This window comes from Mycoplana sp. MJR14 (assembly GCF_029210525.1).
In the GTDB taxonomy this organism is placed as follows: domain Bacteria; phylum Pseudomonadota; class Alphaproteobacteria; order Rhizobiales; family Rhizobiaceae; genus Mycoplana.
In genome coordinates this window covers 101,749-124,348 of record NZ_JARGEO010000001.1, presented here as the reverse complement: position 1 = coordinate 124,348, position 22,600 = coordinate 101,749, and the positions used below count along the sequence as shown (strand labels likewise).

At 67.0% G+C, this 22,600-nt stretch carries 26 protein-coding genes and 2 tRNA genes; 16 read left to right on the top strand and 12 right to left on the bottom strand.

Annotated features, from left to right (window positions below; genetic code table 11):
- Nucleotides 1–7 precede the first annotated feature (7 nt).
- From P0086_RS00610 to P0086_RS00565, 10 genes are all read right to left on the bottom strand, one after another.
- Nucleotides 8–83 (bottom strand) — tRNA-Phe (locus P0086_RS00610).
- 312 nt (nucleotides 84–395) lie between these two features.
- Nucleotides 396–602 carry a DNA gyrase inhibitor YacG gene (yacG, locus tag P0086_RS00605; RefSeq protein ID WP_112596226.1) on the bottom strand — a complete coding sequence of 69 codons (207 nt, stop codon included), beginning with the start codon at nucleotides 600–602 and terminating at the stop codon, nucleotides 396–398.
- 4 nt (nucleotides 603–606) lie between these two features.
- Complete coding sequence (locus P0086_RS00600; protein WP_112596229.1) at nucleotides 607–1,227, bottom strand: Maf-like protein; 621 nt, start codon at nucleotides 1,225–1,227, stop codon at nucleotides 607–609.
- Nucleotides 1,228–1,270: 43 nt separating this feature from the next.
- Entirely contained in the window at nucleotides 1,271–1,489 is a 219-nt protein-coding gene (gene infA, locus P0086_RS00595) for a translation initiation factor IF-1 (RefSeq protein WP_004435948.1), read from the bottom strand.
- Between the two features lie 139 nt (nucleotides 1,490–1,628).
- Nucleotides 1,629–2,105 carry a low molecular weight phosphatase family protein gene (locus P0086_RS00590; RefSeq protein WP_112596232.1) on the bottom strand — a complete coding sequence of 159 codons (477 nt, stop codon included), beginning with the start codon at nucleotides 2,103–2,105 and terminating at the stop codon, nucleotides 1,629–1,631.
- 5 nt (nucleotides 2,106–2,110) lie between these two features.
- Nucleotides 2,111–2,578: a UPF0262 family protein gene (locus P0086_RS00585; RefSeq protein WP_162702407.1), complete on the bottom strand. Its 468-nt coding sequence runs from the start codon at nucleotides 2,576–2,578 to the stop codon at nucleotides 2,111–2,113.
- Nucleotides 2,579–2,605: 27 nt separating this feature from the next.
- Nucleotides 2,606–3,904: a histidinol dehydrogenase gene (hisD, locus tag P0086_RS00580; protein WP_112612283.1), complete on the bottom strand. Its 1,299-nt coding sequence runs from the start codon at nucleotides 3,902–3,904 to the stop codon at nucleotides 2,606–2,608.
- Between the two features lie 116 nt (nucleotides 3,905–4,020).
- Nucleotides 4,021–4,458, bottom strand: a complete 438-nt coding sequence (locus tag P0086_RS00575) for a DUF2948 family protein (RefSeq protein ID WP_275782059.1) — start codon at nucleotides 4,456–4,458, stop codon at nucleotides 4,021–4,023.
- Nucleotides 4,459–4,762: 304 nt separating this feature from the next.
- Nucleotides 4,763–6,055: a UDP-N-acetylglucosamine 1-carboxyvinyltransferase gene (murA, locus tag P0086_RS00570; protein ID WP_275782058.1), complete on the bottom strand. Its 1,293-nt coding sequence runs from the start codon at nucleotides 6,053–6,055 to the stop codon at nucleotides 4,763–4,765.
- 270 nt (nucleotides 6,056–6,325) lie between these two features.
- Nucleotides 6,326–6,565 carry a hypothetical protein gene (locus P0086_RS00565; RefSeq protein WP_162702385.1) on the bottom strand — a complete coding sequence of 80 codons (240 nt, stop codon included), beginning with the start codon at nucleotides 6,563–6,565 and terminating at the stop codon, nucleotides 6,326–6,328.
- A 156-nt stretch (nucleotides 6,566–6,721) separates the two neighbouring features.
- Between P0086_RS00565 and P0086_RS00560 the strand changes: the two genes are divergently transcribed.
- The 14 genes from P0086_RS00560 to dhaK all read left to right on the top strand — a co-directional run bounded on the left by P0086_RS00560 (nucleotide 6,722) and on the right by dhaK (nucleotide 18,986).
- Nucleotides 6,722–6,796, top strand: a tRNA-Thr gene (locus tag P0086_RS00560).
- Between the two features lie 342 nt (nucleotides 6,797–7,138).
- Nucleotides 7,139–8,464: an extracellular solute-binding protein gene (locus P0086_RS00555; protein WP_112609288.1), complete on the top strand. Its 1,326-nt coding sequence runs from the start codon at nucleotides 7,139–7,141 to the stop codon at nucleotides 8,462–8,464.
- Nucleotides 8,465–8,548: 84 nt separating this feature from the next.
- Entirely contained in the window at nucleotides 8,549–9,514 is a 966-nt protein-coding gene (locus P0086_RS00550; protein WP_275782732.1) for a sugar ABC transporter permease, read from the top strand.
- On the top strand, nucleotides 9,511–10,464 hold the full coding sequence (locus tag P0086_RS00545) for a carbohydrate ABC transporter permease (protein WP_112596249.1): 954 nt from the start codon (nucleotides 9,511–9,513) through the stop codon (nucleotides 10,462–10,464). The genes P0086_RS00550 and P0086_RS00545 overlap by 4 nt, the downstream gene beginning before the upstream one ends.
- The gene (locus P0086_RS00540) at nucleotides 10,461–10,667 is read left to right on the top strand and encodes a hypothetical protein (protein WP_097136535.1); all 207 of its coding nucleotides are present in this window, start codon (nucleotides 10,461–10,463) and stop codon (nucleotides 10,665–10,667) included. The genes P0086_RS00545 and P0086_RS00540 overlap by 4 nt, the downstream gene beginning before the upstream one ends.
- A gap of 2 nt (nucleotides 10,668–10,669) precedes the next feature.
- Nucleotides 10,670–11,767 carry an ABC transporter ATP-binding protein gene (locus P0086_RS00535; protein WP_112612287.1) on the top strand — a complete coding sequence of 366 codons (1,098 nt, stop codon included), beginning with the start codon at nucleotides 10,670–10,672 and terminating at the stop codon, nucleotides 11,765–11,767.
- Nucleotides 11,760–12,767 (top strand): ABC transporter ATP-binding protein, encoded by a 1,008-nt coding sequence (locus tag P0086_RS00530; RefSeq protein WP_112596254.1) that lies wholly within the window; start codon nucleotides 11,760–11,762, stop codon nucleotides 12,765–12,767. Before P0086_RS00535 ends, P0086_RS00530 begins: the two co-directional genes overlap by 8 nt.
- A 100-nt stretch (nucleotides 12,768–12,867) precedes the next feature.
- The gene (locus tag P0086_RS00525; RefSeq protein ID WP_275782057.1) at nucleotides 12,868–14,535 is read left to right on the top strand and encodes a dihydroxyacetone kinase subunit DhaK; all 1,668 of its coding nucleotides are present in this window, start codon (nucleotides 12,868–12,870) and stop codon (nucleotides 14,533–14,535) included.
- A gap of 13 nt (nucleotides 14,536–14,548) precedes the next feature.
- Nucleotides 14,549–15,169, top strand: a complete 621-nt coding sequence (dhaL, locus tag P0086_RS00520) for a dihydroxyacetone kinase subunit DhaL (RefSeq protein ID WP_275782056.1) — start codon at nucleotides 14,549–14,551, stop codon at nucleotides 15,167–15,169.
- Complete coding sequence (gene dhaM, locus P0086_RS00515; RefSeq protein WP_112596262.1) at nucleotides 15,166–15,564, top strand: dihydroxyacetone kinase phosphoryl donor subunit DhaM; 399 nt, start codon at nucleotides 15,166–15,168, stop codon at nucleotides 15,562–15,564. The genes dhaL and dhaM overlap by 4 nt, the downstream gene beginning before the upstream one ends.
- 14 nt (nucleotides 15,565–15,578) lie before the next feature.
- The gene (locus P0086_RS00510) at nucleotides 15,579–15,905 is read left to right on the top strand and encodes an HPr family phosphocarrier protein (RefSeq protein WP_112596263.1); all 327 of its coding nucleotides are present in this window, start codon (nucleotides 15,579–15,581) and stop codon (nucleotides 15,903–15,905) included.
- A complete protein-coding gene (locus P0086_RS00505) occupies nucleotides 15,889–17,499 on the top strand; it encodes a putative PEP-binding protein (protein ID WP_275782055.1) in 1,611 nt (536 codons plus the stop codon). The genes P0086_RS00510 and P0086_RS00505 overlap by 17 nt, the downstream gene beginning before the upstream one ends.
- Before the next feature lies 1 nt (nucleotide 17,500).
- The gene (locus P0086_RS00500; RefSeq protein WP_112596267.1) at nucleotides 17,501–17,899 is read left to right on the top strand and encodes a hypothetical protein; all 399 of its coding nucleotides are present in this window, start codon (nucleotides 17,501–17,503) and stop codon (nucleotides 17,897–17,899) included.
- A gap of 88 nt (nucleotides 17,900–17,987) precedes the next feature.
- Entirely contained in the window at nucleotides 17,988–18,986 is a 999-nt protein-coding gene (gene dhaK, locus P0086_RS00495; RefSeq protein WP_275782054.1) for a dihydroxyacetone kinase subunit DhaK, read from the top strand.
- A 96-nt stretch (nucleotides 18,987–19,082) separates the two neighbouring features.
- Here dhaK and P0086_RS00490 read toward each other — a convergent pair whose 3' ends face one another.
- Nucleotides 19,083–19,337, bottom strand: a complete 255-nt coding sequence (locus P0086_RS00490) for a GlsB/YeaQ/YmgE family stress response membrane protein (protein ID WP_112596271.1) — start codon at nucleotides 19,335–19,337, stop codon at nucleotides 19,083–19,085.
- A gap of 233 nt (nucleotides 19,338–19,570) precedes the next feature.
- Between P0086_RS00490 and pncB the strand changes: the two genes are divergently transcribed.
- Entirely contained in the window at nucleotides 19,571–20,875 is a 1,305-nt protein-coding gene (gene pncB / locus P0086_RS00485; RefSeq protein ID WP_148192469.1) for a nicotinate phosphoribosyltransferase, read from the top strand.
- A 32-nt stretch (nucleotides 20,876–20,907) separates the two neighbouring features.
- Complete coding sequence (locus P0086_RS00480; protein ID WP_275782053.1) at nucleotides 20,908–21,267, top strand: hypothetical protein; 360 nt, start codon at nucleotides 20,908–20,910, stop codon at nucleotides 21,265–21,267.
- 9 nt (nucleotides 21,268–21,276) lie between these two features.
- Here P0086_RS00480 and rhaI read toward each other — a convergent pair whose 3' ends face one another.
- Nucleotides 21,277–22,566, bottom strand: a complete 1,290-nt coding sequence (rhaI, locus tag P0086_RS00475) for an L-rhamnose catabolism isomerase (protein ID WP_275782052.1) — start codon at nucleotides 22,564–22,566, stop codon at nucleotides 21,277–21,279.
- Nucleotides 22,567–22,600 lie beyond the last annotated feature (34 nt).

The following is a 22,600-nucleotide window of genomic DNA, read 5'->3' as shown; positions in this document are numbered from 1 at the left end:
TTAGGAATGGTGCCCGGAGGCGGATTTGAACCACCGACACGCGGATTTTCAATCCGCTGCTCTACCAACTGAGCTATCCGGGCATCCGGCTGGGTCTTCTTTGAAAAACCCGGGGGCGCTTGGTTTCGCCCCGGAAGCGAGCGGGGTTATAGCATCTTGCTCGATCGTGTCCAGCCCCCAAGGCGGATTTTCGACGGGAAAAAACGTAGCGCCTCAAGTGTCGGAAAATGCAGGCGTTTTCGGCAGGCGGCGCGTGGTCTTGCGGTTGCGGGCGGCAGATTGCGGGCCGTGCCGGCCGAGCCGGGCGGGCACGCAGTGCTCCGGGACAAGGCTGCGGCAGAGGGGAACGGCGGGTCTGGAAGTTGCCGGCGAGGGAGCGGGCGGTGGCGGCCCGGTCAGTCGTTCTCGCCGGCCTTCGCCTCGTCGTCGCTGACGGGAATGGCGTAGGAGCCGGAGAGCCAGCGGTTCAGGTCGAGGCTGCGGCAGCGGTCCGAACAGAAGGGGTAGTGCTCGCGGACGGACTGCCGGCCGCATTCGGGGCAGGGGCGGGTCTTGCGCAGGGGTTCCACCTTGGCCTTCGGCTTGTTCATGTCGCCGCTCATGGTCTTATGCCTCGGACCAGCGACGGTGGACGTCGTAGCCTTCGCCGACGAGCAGGGCCAGCGTCTCCTGCAGCGGCAGCCCGACGACGTTCGTATAGGAACCCACCAGCTTGACCACGAAGCTGCCGGCGATCCCCTGGATCGCATAGCCGCCCGCCTTGCCGCGCCATTGGCCGGAGGCGAGATAGCTCTCGATGTCGAGGCCGGACAGGCGCTTGAAGCGCACCTTGGTGTCGACGATGCGCTGGCGCACCTTCCTGTCCGGGGTGATCAGGCAGACGCCGGTGAAGACGCGGTGGCTGCGGCCGGAGAGCAGGTGCAGGGCGCTTGCCGCCTCGTCGACCATGTCGCACTTCGGCACGATGCGCCGCCCGACCGCGACCACGGTGTCGGCGGCGAGAATGTAGCTGCCTTCGGCGGCCGGATCGCCCTTGATCGCGGCAAGGGCGGCTTCCGCCTTGCCGGTGCACAGCCGCCGGGCCAGCGAGCGCGGGTGCTCGGATTTCTTCGGCGTCTCGTCGATGTCCATCGGCATCAGCCGGTCGGGCTCGATGCCCGCCTGCGCCAGAAGCTCGACGCGGCGCGGCGAGCCGGATGCCAGGATGAGCTTGTGGGCGAATTCCATGGAGCCTCGAGGGAACCGCTCGGCGGAGCGCTGCAGGATGAGCTTACTTGAAGCGGTAGGTGATGCGGCCCTTGGTCAGGTCGTAGGGCGTCATCTCGACGAGCACCTTGTCGCCGGCGAGCACGCGGATGCGGTTCTTGCGCATGCGGCCGGCCGTGTGCGCGATGATCTCGTGCTCGTTCTCGAGCTTGACGCGGAAGGTTGCGTTCGGCAGCAATTCCGTAACGACACCCGGGAATTCAAGGACTTCTTCTTTAGCCATATTGCGGTGGTGATCCTTCGTTGACGGGCGGCAGGATGCCGCCGGCCGAAATTTGGGCGGAAACTACACAATAGAGGGTGTTTTGTGAACACCATTGATCCGGCTTTCTTCACATGCCTGCGGCACGGACCGGATTTATTCAAGAGGAAACGGATATACCGGGTCCCAGCCGCCGCTCGATCAGTGTGGCCAGATGGTTGCGGACGTCGCGATAGGCCGACAGGATCTGCTCGCGCGTCCCCGTGGCGACGGTCGGATCGGGGGTCGGCCAGTAGACGACCTCGACCGCATTCGAGCGGGTCAGCTCGAGCGCGGCGTGATGCGCTTCCGGGGCGAGCGTGACGATCAGGTCGAAATAGTCGTCCTCGAGTTCCTCCAGCGACCGCGGCAGGTGCCGCTCGATCGAGAGCCCGACCTCCTCCAGCACCGCATCGACGAAGGGATCCCGCTCGCCGGGGCGGATGCCGGCGGACGCCACATAGGTGCCGGCCGGCAGCATGCTGCGGGCGATCGCCTCGGCCATCGGCGACCGCACGGCGTTCATCCGGCACATGAAAAGCACCGAGGCGGGGTTTCGCGCCTTTGCCTGCCCCTTGTCGATCTCCGGCGCGCTCATGCCGCTCACCCGCGCCAGTAGAGAACGCAGACCAGCGTGAAGAGCCGCCGCGCGGTGTCGAAATCGAGCTTGATCTTGCCGGAGAGCCGGTCCATCAGCGTCTGCGAGCCGTCGTTGTGAATGCCGCGCCGGCCCATGTCGATCGCCTCGATCTGGCTCGGCGTGGCCGAGCGGATCGCCTGGTAGTAGCTCTCGCAGATCAGGAAATAGTCCTTCACGATCCGGCGGAACGGCGTCAGCGACAGGATATGGGTAGCAACCGCTTTGCCGTCCTCCGTCGAGATGGCGAAGATCAGCTTCGAATCCATCAGCGACAGGTTCAGCCGATAGGGACCGCCGGTGTGGCCCACCGGCTCGAAGGAGTTCTCCTCGATCAGGTCGAAGATCGCCACCGCCCGCTCGTGCTCGACGTCCGGTGTGGCGCGGCCGATCGTCTCGTCCAGCACCACGTCGCACAGGCGGAAGGCGGGCATCCTCGTCATCCCAGTCTCATCTTCCTGTCATCCTCCGGGGTTGAGGCGGATGGCGACCGAGCGCGCATGCGCGCCGAGCCCCTCCGCCTCGGCGAGCGTCACCGCCGCAGGCCCCAGCTGCCGCAACTGTTCGGGGCCGAGGCGCAGGATCGAGGTCCGCTTCATGTAGTCGAGCACCGAGAGCCCGGAGGAAAAGCGGGCCGAGCGTGCCGTCGGCAGCACGTGGTTGGAGCCGCCGACATAGTCGCCGATCACTTCCGGCGTATGCCGCCCGACGAAGATCGCCCCCGCATTGCGGATCTGCGGCAAAAGCGCATCCGGATCGGCAGTCGCGATCTCCAGGTGCTCGGCGGCGATGCGGTTTGCGAGCGGCACGGCCTTGTCCAAGGCGGGCACGAGGATGATCGCGCCGAAGTCGCGCCAGCTGGCTTCAGCCGTCTCGGCGCGCTCCAGCGTCTTCAGCTGCCGCTCGACCGCCGCCTCGACCGCTTCGCAGAGGTCGGCGCTGTCGGTGATCAGGATCGCCTGGGCGCCGCGGTCGTGCTCGGCCTGGGCGAGCAGGTCGGCCGCCAGCCAGTCCGGATCGTTCTCGCCGTCGGCGATCACCAGCACCTCGGAGGGGCCGGCGATCATGTCGATGCCGACCGTGCCGAACACCTGGCGCTTGGCGGCGGCGACGAAGGCGTTGCCGGGGCCGGTGATCTTGGCGACGGGGGCGATCGTCTCGGTGCCGTAGGCGAGCGCTGCGACGGCCTGCGCGCCGCCGATCCGGTAGATCTCGTCGACGCCGGCGATCTTGGCCGCCGCCAGAACGGCCGGGTTGATCGCGCCGTCCTTGGCCGGCACCACCATCACGATGCGCGGTACGCCCGCGACCCTGGCCGGCACGGCGTTCATCAGCACCGAGCTTGGATAGCTGGCGGTGCCGCCGGGCACATAGAGGCCGACGGCATCGATCGCCGTCCAGCGCGAGCCGAGCCCGACGCCGATATCGTCCTCGTAGAGATCGTCCTTCGGCAACTGGCGGGCATGGTGCTTCTCGATCCGCCGGGCGGCGAGCTCCAGCGCCGCAACCACGGCCGCCGGCGTCTGCCGATAGGCCGCCTCGATCTCGTCGGCGCCGACCCGCATCGGCAGATTGCCGAAATCCAGGCCGTCGAAGCGCAGCGTGTAGGCCGCAAGGGCGGCATCGCCGTTCGCGCGCACGTCGTCGATGATGCCGCGCACCGTCGCGTTCACGTCCTCCGACACCTCGCGCTTGGTGGTCAGAAAGGCGGCAAACCGCGTTTCGAAGTCGCCGTCGCGAAAATCAAGCCTGATCGCCACTGTTCAATCGTCCTGTCGTGTCGCGGGAGTGTCCCGTCCTGCCTGGTCGGGGTGCGAGGGCCCCCTTTGCGTCCTGCGGCGCGGCGTTCAGCGCCGGCAGCCGATGCCTCAATGCTCTAGCTTGCCGGATGCTGCGGTTTCAAGCTCGTTTCCCACGCGCCGCCGACATCGGCGAACTGGCTCTCGATGCATTCGACGTCGAGTGCGAACTGGGCGTTGCCCGACATCACCAGTTCCACCGTGCCTTCCGGCCCCTCGCCCTCGGGGGCGAAGCGGATCGCCAGCAGCGAGAGCACCGCGTCACGGTCGTTCCGGTCGATGCCGATGGCGCGGACGGCGCGCACGCGCTTGAAGGTGATCATGGCGCGCCGCCGCTCGAATGCCTTACCGCGCGATCCGGCGGTTTCCCAGACGAAGCGATTGACGGCGAGCGTGAACACGCCGTGGCGGGCATCCCAGCTGACGTCGCCGATCTTGAACACGGCGTCCTGCAGATGCGCGGAGACGACTGCAAGATCGTCTCCGTCGAGGGCCAGCAACTTCAGACTGTCCATGATGCTCCTTTTCGGCAGCCGCCCGGCCGCGCCTGAATTTTCGGCATCGCGCCCGGCCGGCGATCCGACCGGCCGACACTGGCGCGGCGGCATGCGGCCGGGCCAGCGGCGATACCGCCTGTTTCCGTTCAGCTCAGGAAATAGGACGGGAAACGGGCGAGCGCAACAGGGCAGGGATACGGCCGACGGCGATCCCGTCGATGCAGCCCGGCAGCGGAAAGGGTCTGTCGCAGATCTGCGCCAATGCGGGCATCGATCATGCCTGCCCGCCCATCCGGCCGCCGGGCAGGCGCCTGCCAGGCCGTCAGTCGCTGACGCGTTCCACCGAGGCGCCGCAGCGGGTCAGCTTCTCTTCGAGACGCTCGAAGCCGCGGTCGAGATGGTAGACGCGCGAGACCATCGTCTCGCCCTCGGCGGCAAGGCCGGCGATGACCAGCGAGACCGAGGCGCGCAGGTCGGTCGCCATCACCGGCGCGCCGCGCAGCCGCTCGACGCCCTCGATCTTGGCGGTCTGGCCGGAGAGCGAGATCTTCGCGCCGAGCCGGGCGAGTTCCTGCACGTGCATGAAGCGGTTCTCGAAGATCGTCTCGGTGATGTGCGAGACGCCGGAGGAGCGCGTCATCAGCCCCATGAACTGCGCCTGCAGGTCGGTTGGGAAGCCGGGATAGGGATCGGTGACGATGTCGACCGGCTTGATGCCAGCCCCGTTGCGGACGACGCGGATCCCGCTCTCGGTGGTCGTGATTTCCGCGCCGGCGCGGCGGATCGCGTCCAGCGCCGTGTCGAGCAGGTGCGCCTCGGTGCCCTCGAGCACGACGTCGCCGCCGGTCATCGCGACCGCCATGGCATAGGTGCCGGTCTCGATCCGGTCGGGAAGCACCCGGTGACGCGCGCCCGAAAGCGCGGTGACGCCCTCGATCGTGATCGTGCTCGTGCCGGCGCCGGTGATCTTGGCGCCCATGGCGTTCAGGCACTTGGCAAGGTCCTGCACCTCCGGCTCGCGCGCCGCGTTGCCGATGACGGTGGTGCCGCGGGCGAGCGTCGCCGCCATCATCATCACGTGGGTGGCGCCGACGGAAACCTTGGGGAAGGTGTAGCGGGCGCCGATCAGGCCGCCGTCCGGGGCCCTGGCGTCGATATAACCGCCGTCGATCTCGATCTGCGCGCCGAGGGCGGTCAGCCCTTCGATGAAGAGGTCGACCGGCCGCGTGCCGATCGCGCAGCCGCCGGGCAGCGACACGCGGGCCTTGCCCTCGCGCGCCAGAAGCGGGCCGATCACCCAGAAGCTGGCGCGCATCTTCGAGACCAGCTCGTAGGGCGCGGTCGTATCGACGATGTTGCGCGAGGTGAAATGGATCGTGCGCGAATAGCCCTCGCTCTGGCGCTCGCGGCGGCCGTTGACCGAGATGTCGGCGCCATGATTGCCGAGGATGCGGATCAGCTGCTCGACATCGGCGAGATGCGGCACGTTCTCCAGGGTCAGCGTATCGTCGGTCAGAAGCGAGGCGATCATCAAGGGCAGTGCCGCGTTCTTCGCGCCGGAGATCGGAATGACGCCCTTGAGCGTGTTGCCGCCTACAATCCTGATACGATCCATGTGTGCCTACGGGGCTGCGCCCGCCTTTCTCAATCTGCCGTCTCTCGGAGAAAGGCGCCTCCTTAGAGCATCGCGGCGTAAAAATGAAGCCTCCCGCAGCCGCGCCGACCTGCGCCGGTGCTGGAAACTGTGCATGAACCGTCCGGAAGAAGGGATGGAGCTTCTCTGTGCCGGGCCCCGCGCCGCCGGCGACGCAGCCGTCCGGATGCTTGCCGGTATTCCCTCAGATCTGCCTGTCCCCGTGCGCCGGAAGCGACGTTCCGGCACACTCTATGACTGTGATTCGTCCGATTTTGCGGCAGGCAGACCTTCGGTCTCGTCGGCCTCGCCCGCCCGGCGCGCGCGGGCCTGCTGCTTTCGGCGGGCCAGATTGTCGCGCAGCGTCCTGGCAAGCCGCGCCTTGCGCTCCTCGGCGCGCGCCCGCACCGCATCGCTCTCCGGCATCTGCGCCTTCGCCTTCCGCCCGTCGCGCTCGCCGCCGCCGCGACCCGTTTTCTCGTCCTTCTCCATGGCCCATCGATAGCGCGAAACGCCCCTATGCAAAAGCGTTCCCTGCTTTTGCCGAATTTGTTGTCCCCATGATGCGTTTGCGGCTTGCATAGGGGGTGAGACTATGGCAATAGGCGCCTCGCTTGACGCGAACGCAGGAAATCTGCTTCGCCGGATGCTGCTATAGCTCAGGGGTAGAGCACTCCCTTGGTAAGGGAGAGGCCGAGAGTTCAAATCTCTCTAGCAGCACCATTCCCCTCCTTTCTTGACGCGGCCTGACCTTGCTGCACATGGCATAGGTGGGCCTCCTTTGTCTCTCCACGCGACCCGGCTCGAAGCGTTCTCCGTCAATGGTCGCTGAGTGGCGGAAGGCCAAAACTGAACATTAGTGAAATTGCGGATGTCGGTGATCTGACAGATCTCCAGCGTTTCCTGCTGCAATGCAGCGACGAATGGCCCTTGCTATGTTGAGTGAATTGCGTATCACTAAACATGTTGCTCAACATGGCGGAGTGAGGGCCGTGCCGGGCATGACGATGCAGGGAGTTTTCCGAAGGGTGGCGTGGGGCTTCCTTTCGAATCTGGGAGGATTTCATGAAAACGATGTGCAGGCCCCTTCTCGGGGCAACGATGGTGCTTGGCCTTTCGACGGCGCTGCCGAGCCTGGCGCAGGCCGATGAACTGACGCTCTGCTGGGCCGCCTGGGACCCGGCCAACGCGCTGGTCGAGCTGTCCAAGGACTTCACCGCGCAGAGCGGCACGCAGATGAAGTTCGAGTTCGTGCCCTGGCCCAACTTCGCCGACCGCATCCTCAACGAGCTGAATTCGGGCGGCAAGCTCTGCGATCTCCTGATCGGCGACAGCCAGTGGATCGGCGGCTCGGCGGAGAACGGCTACTACGTCAAGCTGAACGATTTCTTCGACAAGGAAGGCATCAAGATGAGCGACTTCGCCGAAGCCGCCGTCAACGCCTATTCGACCTGGCCGAAGGGCACGCCGAACTACTGGGCGCTGCCGGCCATGGGCGATGCCAACGCCTGGTTCTATCGCAAGGACTGGTTCAACAAGCCGGAGATCCAGGCCGAGTTCAAGGCCGCCACCGGCCGCGACCTGGCGCCGCCGACCACCTGGGACGAGCTGCTGGAGACGGCCAAGTTCTTCAACGGCAAGGAGATCGACGGCAAGAAGGTCTATGGCGCGGCGATCTTCACCGAGCGCGCCTCGGAAGGCATCACCATGGGGGCGACGCAGGCGCTCTACCCCTATGGCTTCAAATACGAGAACACCCCCGGCAAGTATGACATGGACGGTGCGGTGAACTCGGAAGGTGCCGTCAAGGGGCTGGAGGCCTACAAGGAACTCTACAAGTGCTGCACGCCTCCGGGCTACACCGACGCCTACATGGGCGAGACGCTGGACGCGTTCAAATCGGGCCAGGCGGCGATGGCGATGAACTGGTTCGCCTTCTTCCCCGGCCTTGCCAAGGACGAGAACGTCGGCGGTGACCGGATCGGCTTCTTCGTCAATCCGAAGGAGGCGACGGCGGCCTCGACGCTCGGCGGCCAGGGCATCTCGGTCGTCGCCAACACCGACAACATGGACGGTGCGCTCGCCTACATCAAATGGTTCGCCCAGCCGGACGTGCAGAAGAAGTGGTGGCAGCTCGGCGGCTATGCGGTGCACAACGCCGTGCTGAACGATCCCTCCTTCAAGGACAGCCAGCCTTTCGCGGCCGACTTCCTCGTCGCCATGAACCAGGTGCAGGACTTCTGGCAGGAGCCCTCCTACGCCATCCTGCTGCAGGCGGCGCAGAAGCGGTTCCATGACTATGTCGTGGCCGACCAGGGCACCGCCAAGGAGGCGCTCGACGGCCTGGTCAAGGACTGGACCGAGATCTTCGAGGACGAAGGGAAGCTCTGATTTCCTCCCGGTGGGTCGTCCGGCGCCTGTCCGGGCGGCCCCGCCGCTAGCGTCGCTCCTCGAAGCCTCAAGGTAAAGTCCGTGATCAATTCCGATACGACCATACTGGAAAAGGAGCCGGAACGGGCCGCGGCATCGACGCCGGTTTCGCTCGTCCGGCGCATCGGCGGCCTGTCCGACCGCGCCATCGCCTGGCTCTTCATCACCCCGACGATCGCGCTGCTGCTCGCCATCAACATCTTCCCGCTGATCTGGGCGGTGCGGCTGTCCTTCACCAATTACCGGGCGAACCGGCCGAACGCGGTCCTGGAGACGGTCGGGCTGCAGAACTACCAGCGGGTGCTGACGGATAGCGACATCTGGATTGCGATGCAGACGACGGCGCATTTCGTCTTCTGGACGATCCTGCTGCAGACGCTGATCGGCTTCTCGCTCGCCTACCTGATCGACCGCAAGTTCCGCGGCCATGCCTTCTGGACGACCGTCATCCTCATCCCGATGATGCTGTCGCCGGCAGTCGTCGGCAACTTCTGGCGGTTCCTCTACCAGCCGCAGATCGGTCTCTTCAACTACATCGTCTCCTACATCACCGGCGTGCCGCCGTCCTCCTTCGAGATGCTCGGCTCGGTGTCGCTGGCGCCCTGGTCGATCATCATCGTCGATACCTGGATGTGGACGCCCTATGTGATGCTGATCTGCCTCGCCGGCCTTCGCTCCATTCCCGACTACATCTACGAGGCCGCCGAGGTCGATCGCGCCTCCGCCTGGCGCCAGTTCTGGTCGATCACCATTCCGATGGCGCTGCCCTTCATCATGCTGGCGGTGCTCTTCCGCGGCATCGAGAATTTCAAGATGTTCGACATGGTGATGCTGCTCACCGGCGGCGGGCCCGGCTCGACGACCGAGGTCGCCTCGATCACGCTGAAGCGCGAGGCCTTCGAGAGCTGGCGGACGGGGCGGGCGTCGGCCTTCGCCATCATCCTCTTCGTGGCCGTCTTCGGGCTCGCCAACATCTACGTCAAGGCATTGAACAGGGTGAAGCAGAGATGAGCAACGCCACCTCCGCCCATTCCGTCGTCGAGCCGAGTGCTGCGACAAAGCGCATCGCCGGCATCATCGTCGTGCTCTACGCGATCATTACCATGGTGCCGCTGGCCTGGATCTTCATGACCAGCTTCAAGTCGCCGCCGGACTCGATCAGCTACCCGCCGAAGCTCGTCTTCACGCCGACGCTGGAAGGCTACTGCAACCTCTTCACCACCCGCACCCGCCAGACGCCGGAATACATCCAGTCGCTCGGACCTCCGCAGTCGACCTGCGACGAGATCACCCGCAGCCGCAACATGGTGATCGCCGGCCCCTCGAACTACTGGCCGCGCTTCACCAATTCCATGGTGATCGCCTTCGGCTCGACCTTCCTCGCCGTCTTCCTCGGCACGCTCGCCGCCTACGGCTTCTCGCGCTTCCGGGTGCCGCTCGCCGACGATCTGCTGTTCTTCATCCTGTCGACGCGGATGATGCCGCCGATCGCCGTGGCGATCCCGATCTACCTGATGTACCGCGAACTCGGCCTGTCCGACACAGCCCTCGGCATGATCCTGCTCTATACGGCGGTCAACGTCTCGCTCGCCGTCTGGCTGCTCAAGGGCTTCATCGACGAGATCCCGCGCGAATACGAGGAGGCGGCGATGATCGACGGCTACACGCGCCTGCAGGCCTTCCGCAAGGTCGTGCTGCCGCAGGCGACGACGGGGATCGCGGCGACCGCCATCTTCTGCCTGATCTTCGCCTGGAACGAATATGCCTTCGCCGTCCTCCTGACCTCCGGCTCCGCCCAGACCGCACCGCCCTTCATCCCGACGATCATCGGCGAGGGCGGCATGGACTGGCCCGCGGTCGCCGCCGGCACGACGATCTTCCTCGTGCCGATCCTCGTCTTCACCATCCTGCTGCGCAAACAGCTTCTGCGCGGCATCACCTTCGGAGCGGTGCGCAAATGACAGTCGAGACCTCGCCCCTGCCCAAGAAGAAGCGCCCGTTCTTTCTCCGCCGCGGGCCGATGGAGAACATCGCCACCGCCCTGATCGCGCTGGGATTCCTGATGCTGTTCCAGCCGTTCGCGCTGGTGCTCTACACCTGGTCGCTGGTGACGCTGCTCGCCGGCACCCTCATGTTCATCGTCGTCTCGAAGTTTCCGGAGTAGCCATGGCGGAGATCAGGGTTGAGAACCTGCGCAAGCAGTTCGGCGATTTCGCCGCGGTGGAAGATTCCACCTTCACCGTGCAGGACGGCGAGTTCCTGGCGCTGCTCGGACCGTCCGGCTGCGGCAAGACGACGACGCTGCGCATGATCGCAGGGCTGGAACTGCCGACCAGCGGCCGGATCCTGCTCGACGGCGAGGACGTCACCTTCAACCGGGCGAGCGCCCGCGACATCGCCTTCGTCTTCCAGCTGTTCGCGCTCTATCCGCACATGAACGTGCGCCGGAACATCGGCTTTCCCCTTCTGTCGCAGGGCGTGCCGAAGGCGGAGATCAGGACGCGGGTGGAAGAAACCGCGCGGCTCCTCCAGATCGGCCATATCCTCGATCGCTCCGTCTCCGGCCTCGCCGGCGGCGACCGCCAGCGCGTGGCGCTCGGCCGCGCCATCGTGCGCCGGCCGAAGTGCTTCCTGATGGACGAGCCGCTCGGAACGCTGGACGCGGAGTTCCGCGAGGTGATGGTTCACGAGCTGCGCGAACTGCACAACCGCATCCACGCCACCACCGTCTACGTCACCCACGACCAGCACGAGGCGATGGCGATGGCCGACAAGATCGCCGTGATGAACCACGGCATCATCGAGCAGTACGGCACGCCGCAGGAGATCTACAACCGCCCGGCCTCGATGTATGTCGCCGATTTCATCGGCTCGCCGCCGATGAATTTCCTGCGCTTCCGTTCCGGCCTGGAAAATGGCGCCACCAGCGTGACGGTCGGCGAAGTGGCGATCCGCGTGCCGCAGGTGCATGCCGCCCGTGAGCCCGGCGAACTCGCCCTTGGCGTCCGTCCCGAGCATGTGCGCTTCAGCGATGGCGCGCCGCTGCGCGGGGCGGTCTATGGCAGCGAGTACCTGGGCACGAACCAGATCGTCTCGGTCGAGACCGCACAGGGCATGGTCAAGGCGCGCGTTCCCGCGAACCGGGGTTTTTCCATCGGCGAGACGGTCGGCCTCGAACTCGACAGCGAGAAGCTGTCGCTGTTCGACTGCGCCTCGGGCAAGGCCGTTCCCTCGTCCCTCTATGCGGAGGTCCGTCATGGCTGAAGTCACGCTTGCCGGCATCAGCAAGGCCTTCGGCGAAACACGGGCCGTCAGCAATGTCAGCCTGACCGTCCGCGACGGCGAGTTCGTCGTCCTGCTCGGCCCGACCGGTGCCGGCAAGACGACGACGCTGCGGCTGATCGCGGGGCTGGAGAAACCCGATTCCGGCCGCGTCACCATCGCGGGCAGGGACGTGGTCGGCGAGGCGCCTGCAAGCCGCGACGTCGCCTTCGTCTTCCAGCAGTACTCGCTCTATCCGCACCTGACGGTCTACGAGAACCTCGCCTTTCCGCTGCGCTCACCCGCCCGCCGGCTGCCGGCCGACGAGATCGACCGGCGGGTGCGCGAGGTGGCGCGGATGGTCCGCATCGACCACAAGCTGGAAAACCGCTCGACCCGGCTTTCCGGCGGCGAGATGCAGCGCGTGGCGATCGGCCGGGCGCTGGTGCGCAAGCCCGCGATCTACCTGATGGACGAGCCGCTCTCCTCGCTCGATGCGAAGCTCAGGGCCGAGCTTCGGCTGGAGCTGAAGCGCATCCAGAACGAGATCGGCTCGACGCTGCTCTACGTCACCCACGACCAGGTCGAGGCGATGACGATGGCCGACCGCATCGGCATCCTGGCCGAGGGACGGCTGGTGCAGGTCGGCACGCCCCGGGAGATCTACAGCAATCCGGCCAATCTCCACGTCGCCGCCCGCCTCGGACAGCCGCACATCAACCTCATTCCGGAGGGGCTGCTGCCGGGCGGCGGCGCGCCGCCGGGGACGAAGACGATCGGTGCCCGCACCGAGCATCTGGAGATCATCGCCTCCGAGCGCGGCAATGCCGAGATCGACTGGATCGAGCACCTGGGCGACCAGAACCACCTCCACATCAAGGTCGGGCAGCACAAGCTGGTGACGCTCGCCGATCCCTATCTTGCGCTCGGCCGCGGCGACAGGGTTGATTTGCGGCTGCGCAACCCGCTCTATTTCGACGCCGGCGGGCAGCGCCTGACGTGAGCGGGCGGGCCGCAGGTCGCGGCACGGCGAATGAACGCGAACTTTCGGCACGGTCCGACGCTCCGGCCCGTGCCACGAACGACAGGACGGGATGGTCAGGATGAAGCATTTCTTCAACCGCAGGGAAGACATCGTCACCGAGGCGCTCGACGGCCTGCTTCTTTCGACCCCGGAAGGACAGCTGGCACGCCTCGACACCTATCCGGCGATCAAGGTGATCGTCCGCGCCGACTGGGACAGGTCGAAGGTGGCCGTCATCTCCGGCGGCGGCGCCGGCCATGAACCCTCCCATGCCGGCTTCGTCGGCAAGGGCATGCTGACGGCGGCCGTCTCCGGCGAAATCTTCGCCTCGCCGAGCGTCGATGCGGTGCTGACGGCGATCCGCGCGGTCACCGGCGCGCCCGGCTGCCTGCTGGTCGTCAAGAATTACACCGGTGACCGGCTGAATTTCGGCCTCGCGGCGGAGAAGGCGCGCGCCGAGGGCTTCCGGGTGGAAATGGTGATCGTCGCCGACGACATCGCCCTTCCCGACCTGCCGCAGCCGCGCGGCGTCGCCGGCACCCTGTTCATCCACAAGATCGCCGGTCACATGGCCGAGGCCGGTGAGGATCTCGCGGCGATCGCCGCGGCGACGCGCGCGGCCGCCGCCGACATCGTCTCGCTCGGCATGTCGCTCTCCACCTGCTCCATTCCCGGGCAGGCGCATGAGGACCGGTTGGGACCCGACGAGGGCGAGCTCGGCCTCGGCATCCATGGCGAGCCCGGCGTCGAGCGCATCGCCCTGCAGGAAGCCGCCGGGATCGTCGCCACCATGGCCGAGCGCCTTTCGACGAGGCTGCAGTCCGGTGGCGAGTATGCGCTGCTGATCAACAATCTCGGCGCCGTGCCGCCGCTGGAGATGGGGCTGATTGCGCGCGCCGTGCTCACCTCGTCCCTGGCAGAAAGGGTCAGGCTCGTTCTCGGCCCGGCGCCGCTGATGACGGCGCTGAACATGAACGGCTTCTCGCTGTCGCTGTTGCGGCTCGACGCGGGACGGGCCGAAGCGCTCGCCTCGGCGGTTGCCCCGCGCGCCTGGGTCGCCCCCGTCGAACGGCACCCGCTCGCCGTCATCCCCGCGCCGAAGCCGGCGGCCGCCGGCACCACCGCAACGGCGACCGCGACGGTGGAGGTCGACGCGGCCCTTGCCGGCGCCCTGATCGAGGCCGTCTGCGATCGGCTCGTGGCGATGGAAGCCGACCTGAACCGGCTGGACGCGCGCACCGGCGACGGCGACACCGGCTCGACGGTGGCAACCGGCGCCCGAAGCGTGCTGGCGCTGAAAGCGAAGCTCCCGCTCGCCGATCCGGCAGCGACCATGGCGGCGATCGGCGAGGCGCTGGGAACCAGCATGGGCGGCTCCAGCGGCGTGCTGCTATCGATCTTCTTCACCGCCGCCGCCCGCAAGTCCGCGGCGGGTGGCGACCTGCCGGCGGCGTTTGTGGCCGGTCTGGAGCGGATGACCTTCTATGGCGGCGCCGCGCCCGGTGACCGGACCATGGTCGATGCGCTCGACCCGGCCCTGAGGGCACTGGCGGCCGAGGGCATTGCTGCTGCGGCGAGGGCGGCACGCGCGGGGGGGGCCGCGACGGGCGGGATGACGCGGGCCAAGGCCGGCCGCTCGTCCTATCTCGGCGCCCGCGACCTCGAGGGTGTTCCGGATCCCGGGGCGGAAGCGGCGGCAGCCGTCTTCGAGGTCGCAGCAGTGACGCTCGGTCGAACCGGGGGATGAAGGGAGCGGGAACGTGGAAGCCGGCCAGTCCTTCCTGCCGGGCCTGATCGAGGCCTGCCGTGCGGCGATCGCGCTCAATGCCGACCGCCTTTGCCTGCTGGACGAGGAGATCGGCGACGGCGACCACGGCACCAACATGCGTCGTGGTTGCGATGCGGTGTTCGCCGAGCGGGACATGCTGGCGGACCTCCCGCTGCCGCAGGCGCTGGAGCGGATCGGCATGACGCTGGTGACGTCGGTCGGCGGCGCTTCGGGACCGCTCTACGGGACCCTGCTGATGGAGCTTGGCCGTGGCCTGGCGACTGACGAGCTCGGCGCGGGGCACAGCTTTCCCCCGGCCCTGTCGCGGGCCGTCGATGCCGTGGCCCGGCGCGGCCGTTCGACGGCGGGCGAAAAGACGTTGCTGGACGTGCTCTACCCCGTGCAGGCGGAGGTTTCGATGCACTCCACGCTCGACGGCATTAGGAGTGAAGCGCTGGCCGCTGCCGAGCGCACCGTGGCGATGAAGGCCGGCCGCGGGCGGGCGGCCTTTCTCGGCAACCGTTCGATCGGGCACATGGATCCGGGCGCCTGCAGTTGCGCCCTCTTGACGGACGCGATCTGTCGCTATCTCGGGGAGTTGGAAGGCGCATGAGGGGCAATGGCGGAAATGTCGGGATCGTCATCGTGTCGCATTCGCCGCTGATCGCCCGCGGCACGGCCGACATGGTCCGCCAGATGGTCGGCGATAGCGTGCCGCTCTCCTGGTGCGGCGGCAACGCCGAGGGTGGTCTCGGCACCAGCGCGAAGGACATCCTGGCTGCGATCGGCGCCGCCTGGTCGGAGGCCGGCGTGGCGGTCTTCGTCGACCTCGGCGGCGCGGAGACCAACAGCGAGATGGCGATCGAGATGCTGGAGCCGTCGCGCGCGCGTCGTGTCGCGATCTGCAATGCGCCGGTCGTCGAAGGCGCGGTGATCGCCGCCGCCGAGGCGTCCGGCGGCGCGACCCTGTCGAAGGTGGTGGCAACGGCGGAGGAGCTTTCCCCGTGAACGATCAGCGTCCCATGGCCGACCGGCAGCACGATGCCGCTTCAGCCGTCGCCTTTGCGACGGTGGAGGTCACCCACGACATCGGCCTGCACGCCCGTCCTTCCGTCGTGTTCACCCGCCTCGCCAAGTCCTTCCCCTGCACGATCGGCGTCGAGGTCAACGGCGACGGTGTCTGGCTGAACGGCAAGAGCATCGTCAAGATCATGGGCGCGCGCATCAGAAAGGGCTTCGTTCTTTCGATCCGGGCCGAAGGTGCTGCGGCGGCGGAGGCGGTCGCGGCGCTCCGCACCCTGGTCGAGCGGAACTTCGACGAAGAGAAGAGCCATGCCCGAAGCGCTTAGGCTGAAAGGGCAGGGGGCCTCGCCGGGAAGTGCCCGCGGGCCGGCCCACGTGATGGCGCCGGAGGACGGTCACGCCCTTGGCGTCCGCGCCAACGGAAGCGATGCCGCCCGGCTCGTGGCCGCGGTCGAGCGCGCGGTCGAGGACCTGCGCGCGCTTGCCGGGCGCTCGGACCTGGAGAGCGCGGCGATCCTCGAGTTCCAGATCGAAATGCTGCGCGACCCGGCGCTTCTCGAGCCGAGCCTGGAGCGGATCCAGCGTGGTGCCGAAGCCGGCACGGCCTGGGCTGCGACCATGGACGCCTATGTCGCCTCCTTCGAGGAGGCCGAGGACGAGCATATCCGCGCGCGCGGCGCAGACATGCGCGACATCAGGCAGCAGGTGCTCCGGGCATTGCACGGCGAACGCCCGCCGGATTTCCCGAAAGGCGCGATCCTCGTCGGCCGCGACATTGCCCCGAGCCTGTTTCTCTCGCACGACTGGTCGCAAGGCGGCGCAATCGCGCTTTTCGGCGGCAGCGTCGCAAGCCACGTGGCGACACTCGCCCGCAGCCGCGGCGTGCCGATGGTGGTCGGCGTGCCGAGGGCGGATATCGAGACCGGGATGGAACTGGTGGTCGACGGCGACGAAGGCACCGTCGAGGACGGCAGAGCAGTTCCCCCGTCCGCCGCCGCCGTGCAAGGGGCCTCCGCCATGCCGGCGTCCATGGGCGGTTCGGCCGTGACCCCGGACGAAGTGCCCCTGCGCACGGCCGACGGCGTCCGGCTGACCGTGCAGGCCAACATCGACCACCCCTCGGAACTGCGGCATCTTTCGCCTGCGGGCCTCGATGGGATAGGGCTGTTCCGGACCGAGTACCTGATGGGGTCTGCGGCCGATCTCGCCGACGAGGAGCGGCAGGTCGAGGTCTATGCGGACATGCTGGCCTGGGCAGGCGGCCGACCGGTGACGATCCGCCTTCTCGATTTCGGGGCCGACAAGCCGCCGCCGGGCGAAGCCGTCGATCCGTCGTCCTTTCTCGGCCTGCGCGGCATCCGGCTGCTGCTCGCGCGCCCGGACGTGCTGCGCACGCAGGTGCGCGCGCTCCTGCGGGCCGCTCCCGCAGGACAGCTGCGCGTTCTCCTGCCGATGGTGACGGCGCCATCGGAGCTCGAGCAGACCCGCACCGTCTTTGCCGAGGAGGCCGCACGGCTTGCGGCCCGCGGTGTCCCCCATGCCATGCCTCCGCTCGGCCTGATGGTCGAGGTTCCGGCCGCAGCGCTCATGCCGGAGGCCTTCGACGCCGCGTTCTTCTCCTTCGGTACCAACGATCTCGCCCAGTACCTTTCCGCAAGCGCCCGCGACAACGCGGCCGTCTCGCCGCTCTATGCGGCCGCGCACGTGGCCGTGCTGCGGTTTCTGGCGATGACGGTGCCGGTGGTGGCGGCAACGGGCCGGCCTGTCGGTATCTGTGGCGACCTGGCCGGCGATCCCGGCGCACTTCCCGCATTGCTCGCCTGCGGCCTGCGCGATTTTTCCATGGCGCCGCGGCGAATGACGCTTGCGCGCGCGGCCCTTTCGCGCTTGAACGCCGACGGCAGCGAGGCAAGAGGCTGAAATGGCACGCGAGGCAGGCGAAGAGGCGACGGTCGCCTACAAGACAATCCTGGCCGACATCATCGACAACCGGCCGTCGGGGACGCGCCAGCGCCTCGCCACCGCACTCGGCAAGCACCGCAGCTTCGTCACCCAGATCACCAGCCCGACCTATGCGACCCCGCTGCCGTCGCGCCACCTCGCGACGATCTTCCGCGTGTGCCACATGAGCGCTGTGGAGCAGGAGCGCTTCCTGAGCGCCTACGAGAAGGCCCATCCCGGCAAGCTGCCGGATCTGACGCCGTCCGAGGGCCAGCGGGTACTGACGCTGAACGTTCCCGATTTCGGCGACGAGCAGAAGAACAACCGGTTCGACGAGGCCGTGTCGGAGTTCGTGGCGAAGCTCGCAGCGCTGCTCTGACGCGCTCCGAAGCCGAGCCGAACGGAATCTGGCGGACTTGAGGGACACTCCCGGCATGATCTAGGATCAGGCCGGGCGGAGGAGGAGCATGAAGAAATTCATGAACAGGGCGGATCGCATCGTCGCCGACAGCCTCGAAGGCTTCGTTCGGGCGCACGACGGGTTCGTCGTGTTCGGCGCCGGCGGCCGCAACATCCGCCGCAGGGACCTACAGCCGGGAAAGGTGGCGGTCATCTCCGGCGGCGGCGCCGGGCATGAGCCGATGCATATCGGCTTCGTCGGGCCGGGGATGCTCGACGCGGCCTGTGTCGGCCACATCTTCACCTCGGCCACGCCCGACCAGATCCATGCCGCGATCGTCGAGTGCGACACCGGCGCGGGCGTGCTGCTGATCGTCAAGAACTACGACGGCGACGTGATGAACTTCGAGATGGCCGCCGAGATGGCGGTCGCAGCCGGCCACAGGGTCGAGACGGTCGTCGTCAGCGACGATATCGCCACCCGAGGCGACGCCCGCAGCTCCGGCCGGCGCGGGGTCGCCGGCACGCTGGTGGTGGAGAAGATCGTCGGCGCCGCCGCCGAGGCCGGCATGGTGCTCGGCGGGCTCAAGGCGCTGGGGGAACGGACGGTCGAAGCCACCCGCAGCATGGGCGTCGCCATCCGCGGCGCCACCGTGCCGGCTTCCGGCCGCGCCGCCTTCACGCTGTCGGCGGAGGAAATGGAGGTCGGTGTCGGCATTCACGGCGAACCCGGTCGCACGCGCGCCGCCTTCGAGCCGGCCGACGCGATCGCCGACCTGATGTGCCGGGAGATCCTCGCCGATCTGGCCGCGCCCGCCGAAGCGCCGGTGCTGCTCTTCGTCAACGGCTTCGGCGGCACGCCGGCGTCCGAGCTCTATCTGATGTACGGCCTTGCGCGGGCGCGGATGGAACAGGGCGGCCTAAAGGTCGCCCGCTCGCTCGTCGGCACCTACGTCACCTCGCTCGACATGGCCGGGCTCTCGATCACCGTCTCGCTGCTCGACGAACAGCGTCTGCTCCTCTGGGATGCCGCGGTCTCCACGGCGGCGCTGCGCTGGGGCGGCTGAGGACGCAAGTGGCGGGCATGTCCTCGTCATGCAAGAACGGCGGCCGGTTGCGGCCGCCGTCCATTGGCGTCTGGCATCGCGGGGCGATGCCGCGTTTCAGGCCCGCTTGATCACCTTGATCAGCAGCAGCAGGATGATGGCGCCGATCGTGGCATGGATGATCGCCCAGAGGATGCCGCCGCCGACGCCGATGCCGAGCCGTGGCAGCAGGAAGCCGGCGATGAAGGCGCCGACGATGCCGATGACGATGTTGCCGAGCAGGCCGAATCCGTAGCCGGACACGATGAGGCCCGCGAGCCACCCTGCAATTGCGCCGACGATAAGAAAGACAATGATGCTTTCGATACCCATGTGCACGCCTCCCAAGCGCGGGTTGGAAACACTTGCCAGCATTGATTGAAGACAAAGAGATTACAAGGCCTTGTCTTCATCATTGCGCGGATTGCGCTTGCCGCTCCCCAGCCGGCCGATCTTGCGGCCGGGCGGGGGGCGTGCGATGAGTGCGGCGGACCTGGGAGCGCAACCGTGGCCGGCACGCTTTTGATGTCGGCCGGCGGAACATGCAGTGCAGCGAGGTGGGAGCCATGACCAAGACGGATATTGCCCGTCGCGTATACGACAACGCCTGGAAGCTCGACCCGATCGTGCGCAGCCTGCTGGATACGGACTTCTACAAGCTCCTGATGCTGCAGATGATCTGGAAGCTCTATCCGGAAGTCGATGCCACCTTCTCCCTGATCAACCGCACCAAGACCGTGCGCCTCGCCGAGGAGATCGACGAACAGGAACTGCGCGACCAGCTGGACTTCGTCCGCACCCTGCGCTTCACCAAGAAGGAGATGATCTGGCTCGCCGGCAACACCTTCTATGGCCGCAAGCAGATCTTCTCGCCCGAATTCCTCGCCTGGCTCGCCGAATTCCAGCTGCCGGACTATCATCTGGCGCGCAAGGATGGTCAGTACGAGCTTACCTTCGAGGGGCGCTGGTCGCAGACCACCATGTGGGAGATCCCGGCGCTCGCCATCGTCAACGAGCTGCGCTCGCGTTCGGCCATGCGCGGCATGGGCCAGTTCGCGCTCGACGTGCTCTATGCTCGCGCCAAGGCGAAGATGTGGTCGAAGGTGGAGCAATTGCGCCAGCATCCGGAGCTGCGCATTTCCGACTTCGGCACCCGCCGCCGGCATTCCTTCCTGTGGCAGCGCTGGTGCGTGGAGGCGCTGAAGGAGGGGATCGGTTCGTCGTTTTCCGGCACCAGCAACGTGCTGCTCGCCATGGACACGGATCTCGAAGCGCTCGGCACCAACGCCCATGAGTTGCCGATGGTGGCGGCGGCATTGGCGCGAAACGATGCCGAACTGGCGGCCGCGCCCTACAAGGTGCTGCAGGACTGGAACCAGCTCTATGGCGGCAACCTTTTGATCGTGCTCCCCGATTCCTTCGGCACCGCGGCGTTCTTGCGGAATGCGCCGGACTGGGTGGCCGACTGGACCGGCTTCCGCCCCGACAGCGCCCCGCCGATCGAGGGCGGCGAGAAGATCCTCGCCTGGTGGAAGAAGATGGGGCGCGACCCGCGCGACAAGCTCCTGATCTTCTCCGACGGTCTCGACGTCGACACGATCATCAGGACCTACGAGCATTTCAAGGGACGGGTGCGGATGAGCTTCGGCTGGGGCACCAACCTGACCAACGATTTCGTCGGCTGCGCCCCGCAGCCCTTCCGCGGGCTCGATCCGATCTCCGTCGTCTGCAAGGTCAGCGACGCCAACGGCCGGCCGGCCGTGAAGCTGTCGGACAATCCGCGCAAGGCGACCGGAGAGCCGAAGGAGGTCGAGCGCTACCTCAAGTTCTTCGGAACGGAGGATTTCGTCGAGCAGGCGGTGCGGGTGTGAAGTCGAATTTCTCCGCATCGTGGACGATGAGAGTGACGTTTTCGCTTCTGTTGTTTGCCTGTGCCGCAGAGGCGGGGGATGCACAGCAATTTGTCACTACGACCGACCCGGCGATCGCATGCCATGAGGAAGAAGTTCTTCTGAGCATTTGGCACGCGCAGGGACTGGTCTCTAGCGTGGATTACCGTGACGACACTGCCATGGTTGTCGTTTCCAGTCGGCACTGGCCGAAGACCAGGGCAGACGTGCAAATGCAGATCGCCTTTGCTGCCTATTGCAGGGTCGCCGTCAAGTACGGCCGCGGGAAGGTCGAGGTGACCGGGTACAACGGCTACCCGCTTTACGGTACGGTTGTCGACGGGCGTTGGCACAAACGACTGACCGGAGGCTGACCGAAAAGCTCACACGATCCCGCCGCCGCCACCTGCAACCGCCGGCCGCTCCGCGGCCACCTTTGCCCGATATTGCGCCGCCCGGTAGGTCGCGATCGGATCGATCGCCCCGCCGCTCTCCTGCCGCGCCATTGCCAGGATCGGCTCGACGTCGGTGCGGAAGGCGGCCTTCAGCGTCTCGGACGCCATCAGCGCGTCGTTGTCCTCCTGGTAGCCGGCAAGCGCCGCCCGGTCGACGATCAGCCCCTGCGCATAGGCGCGGCAGACCTCGGTGGCGCTGCGCATCAGGCTCTCGATCGGATCGGTGACGTTGTGGCTCTGGTCCAGCATGTGCGCCGGCGCAAACCCTTCCGCCTTGCGCTCTTCCGCGCCCACCAGTTCGTTGAAGACGAGGAACAGCCGGTAGGGGTCGATCGAGCCGGTGTCGAGGTCGTCGTCGCCATATTTGGAATCGTTGAAGTGGAAGCCCCCGAGCTTGCCGAACTGGATCAGCCGGGCGACGATCATCTCGATGTTCACGTTCGGCGCATGGTGCCCGAGATCGACGAGGCAATAGGCCTTGTCGCCGAGTTCCTTGGCGATCAGGTAGTTGGTGCCCCAGTCCTGCACGACTGTGGAATAGAAGGCCGGCTCGTACATCTTGTGCTCGGAGAAGATGCGCCAGTCGTCGGGCAGGTGCTGGTAGATCGCCTTCATCGCCTCGAGATAGCGCTCGAAGCTCCGTGTGAAATCCGCCTGGCCGGGGAAGTTGGTGCCGTCGCCGATCCACACCGTCAGCGCCTTCGAACCGAGCTTGCGGCCGATCTCGATGCACTCGATGTTGTGCTCGACGGCCTGCCGGCGCGTCGCCGCGTCGGCATGGGAGAGCGAGCCATATTTGTAGGAGTGCGCCTGACCCGGGGCATCGGAGAAGGTGTTGGAGTTCATCGCGTCGAAGCCGAGGCCCAGCGCCTGCCCCTTCTCCTTCAGCGCGCCAAGATCGGAGACCTTGTCCCAGGGGATGTGCAGGGAGACGGTCGGCGTTGCCTGCGTCAGCTCGTGGATGACGGCGCAGTCCTCGAGCTTGTCGAAGATGTTGCGCGGCTCGCCCTGGCCCGGGAAGCGGGCGAAGCGGGTGCCGCCGGTGCCCACGCCCCAGGAGGGAACGGCGACGGCGTAAGCCGACACTTTCCGCTTCACCCGGTCGATGTCGATGCCACGTCGACCGAGCTGCTCGCCGAGATGGTCGTAGTCGCGCTGCAGGGCGCCCGCGCGCTTTTTGTTTTCCGCTGCGATGACGTCCTTTGAGATCATGCCCATGCTGGTCCTCCCAGACCGTGCGTTCCGTGTGCCT

Excerpts from the sequence above, each read along its gene's own strand:
- yacG (WP_112596226.1), bottom strand. The coding sequence starts at position 602 with ATGAGCGGCGACATGAACAAGCCGAAGGCCAAGGTGGAACCCCTGCGC.
- P0086_RS00600 (WP_112596229.1), bottom strand. The coding sequence starts at position 1,227 with ATGGAATTCGCCCACAAGCTCATCCTGGCATCCGGCTCGCCGCGCCGC.
- infA (WP_004435948.1), bottom strand. The coding sequence starts at position 1,489 with ATGGCTAAAGAAGAAGTCCTTGAATTCCCGGGTGTCGTTACGGAATTG.
- P0086_RS00590 (WP_112596232.1), bottom strand. The coding sequence starts at position 2,105 with ATGAGCGCGCCGGAGATCGACAAGGGGCAGGCAAAGGCGCGAAACCCC.
- P0086_RS00585 (WP_162702407.1), bottom strand. The coding sequence starts at position 2,578 with ATGCCCGCCTTCCGCCTGTGCGACGTGGTGCTGGACGAGACGATCGGC.
- P0086_RS00575 (WP_275782059.1), bottom strand. The coding sequence starts at position 4,458 with ATGGACAGTCTGAAGTTGCTGGCCCTCGACGGAGACGATCTTGCAGTC.
- murA (WP_275782058.1), bottom strand. The coding sequence starts at position 6,055 with ATGGATCGTATCAGGATTGTAGGCGGCAACACGCTCAAGGGCGTCATT.
- P0086_RS00565 (WP_162702385.1), bottom strand. The coding sequence starts at position 6,565 with ATGGAGAAGGACGAGAAAACGGGTCGCGGCGGCGGCGAGCGCGACGGG.
- P0086_RS00555 (WP_112609288.1), top strand. The coding sequence starts at position 7,139 with ATGAAAACGATGTGCAGGCCCCTTCTCGGGGCAACGATGGTGCTTGGC.
- P0086_RS00545 (WP_112596249.1), top strand. The coding sequence starts at position 9,511 with ATGAGCAACGCCACCTCCGCCCATTCCGTCGTCGAGCCGAGTGCTGCG.
- P0086_RS00540 (WP_097136535.1), top strand. The coding sequence starts at position 10,461 with ATGACAGTCGAGACCTCGCCCCTGCCCAAGAAGAAGCGCCCGTTCTTT.
- P0086_RS00535 (WP_112612287.1), top strand. The coding sequence starts at position 10,670 with ATGGCGGAGATCAGGGTTGAGAACCTGCGCAAGCAGTTCGGCGATTTC.
- P0086_RS00530 (WP_112596254.1), top strand. The coding sequence starts at position 11,760 with ATGGCTGAAGTCACGCTTGCCGGCATCAGCAAGGCCTTCGGCGAAACA.
- P0086_RS00525 (WP_275782057.1), top strand. The coding sequence starts at position 12,868 with ATGAAGCATTTCTTCAACCGCAGGGAAGACATCGTCACCGAGGCGCTC.
- dhaM (WP_112596262.1), top strand. The coding sequence starts at position 15,166 with ATGAGGGGCAATGGCGGAAATGTCGGGATCGTCATCGTGTCGCATTCG.
- P0086_RS00510 (WP_112596263.1), top strand. The coding sequence starts at position 15,579 with ATGGCCGACCGGCAGCACGATGCCGCTTCAGCCGTCGCCTTTGCGACG.
- P0086_RS00505 (WP_275782055.1), top strand. The coding sequence starts at position 15,889 with ATGCCCGAAGCGCTTAGGCTGAAAGGGCAGGGGGCCTCGCCGGGAAGT.
- P0086_RS00500 (WP_112596267.1), top strand. The coding sequence starts at position 17,501 with ATGGCACGCGAGGCAGGCGAAGAGGCGACGGTCGCCTACAAGACAATC.
- dhaK (WP_275782054.1), top strand. The coding sequence starts at position 17,988 with ATGAAGAAATTCATGAACAGGGCGGATCGCATCGTCGCCGACAGCCTC.
- P0086_RS00490 (WP_112596271.1), bottom strand. The coding sequence starts at position 19,337 with ATGGGTATCGAAAGCATCATTGTCTTTCTTATCGTCGGCGCAATTGCA.
- pncB (WP_148192469.1), top strand. The coding sequence starts at position 19,571 with ATGACCAAGACGGATATTGCCCGTCGCGTATACGACAACGCCTGGAAG.
- rhaI (WP_275782052.1), bottom strand. The coding sequence starts at position 22,566 with ATGGGCATGATCTCAAAGGACGTCATCGCAGCGGAAAACAAAAAGCGC.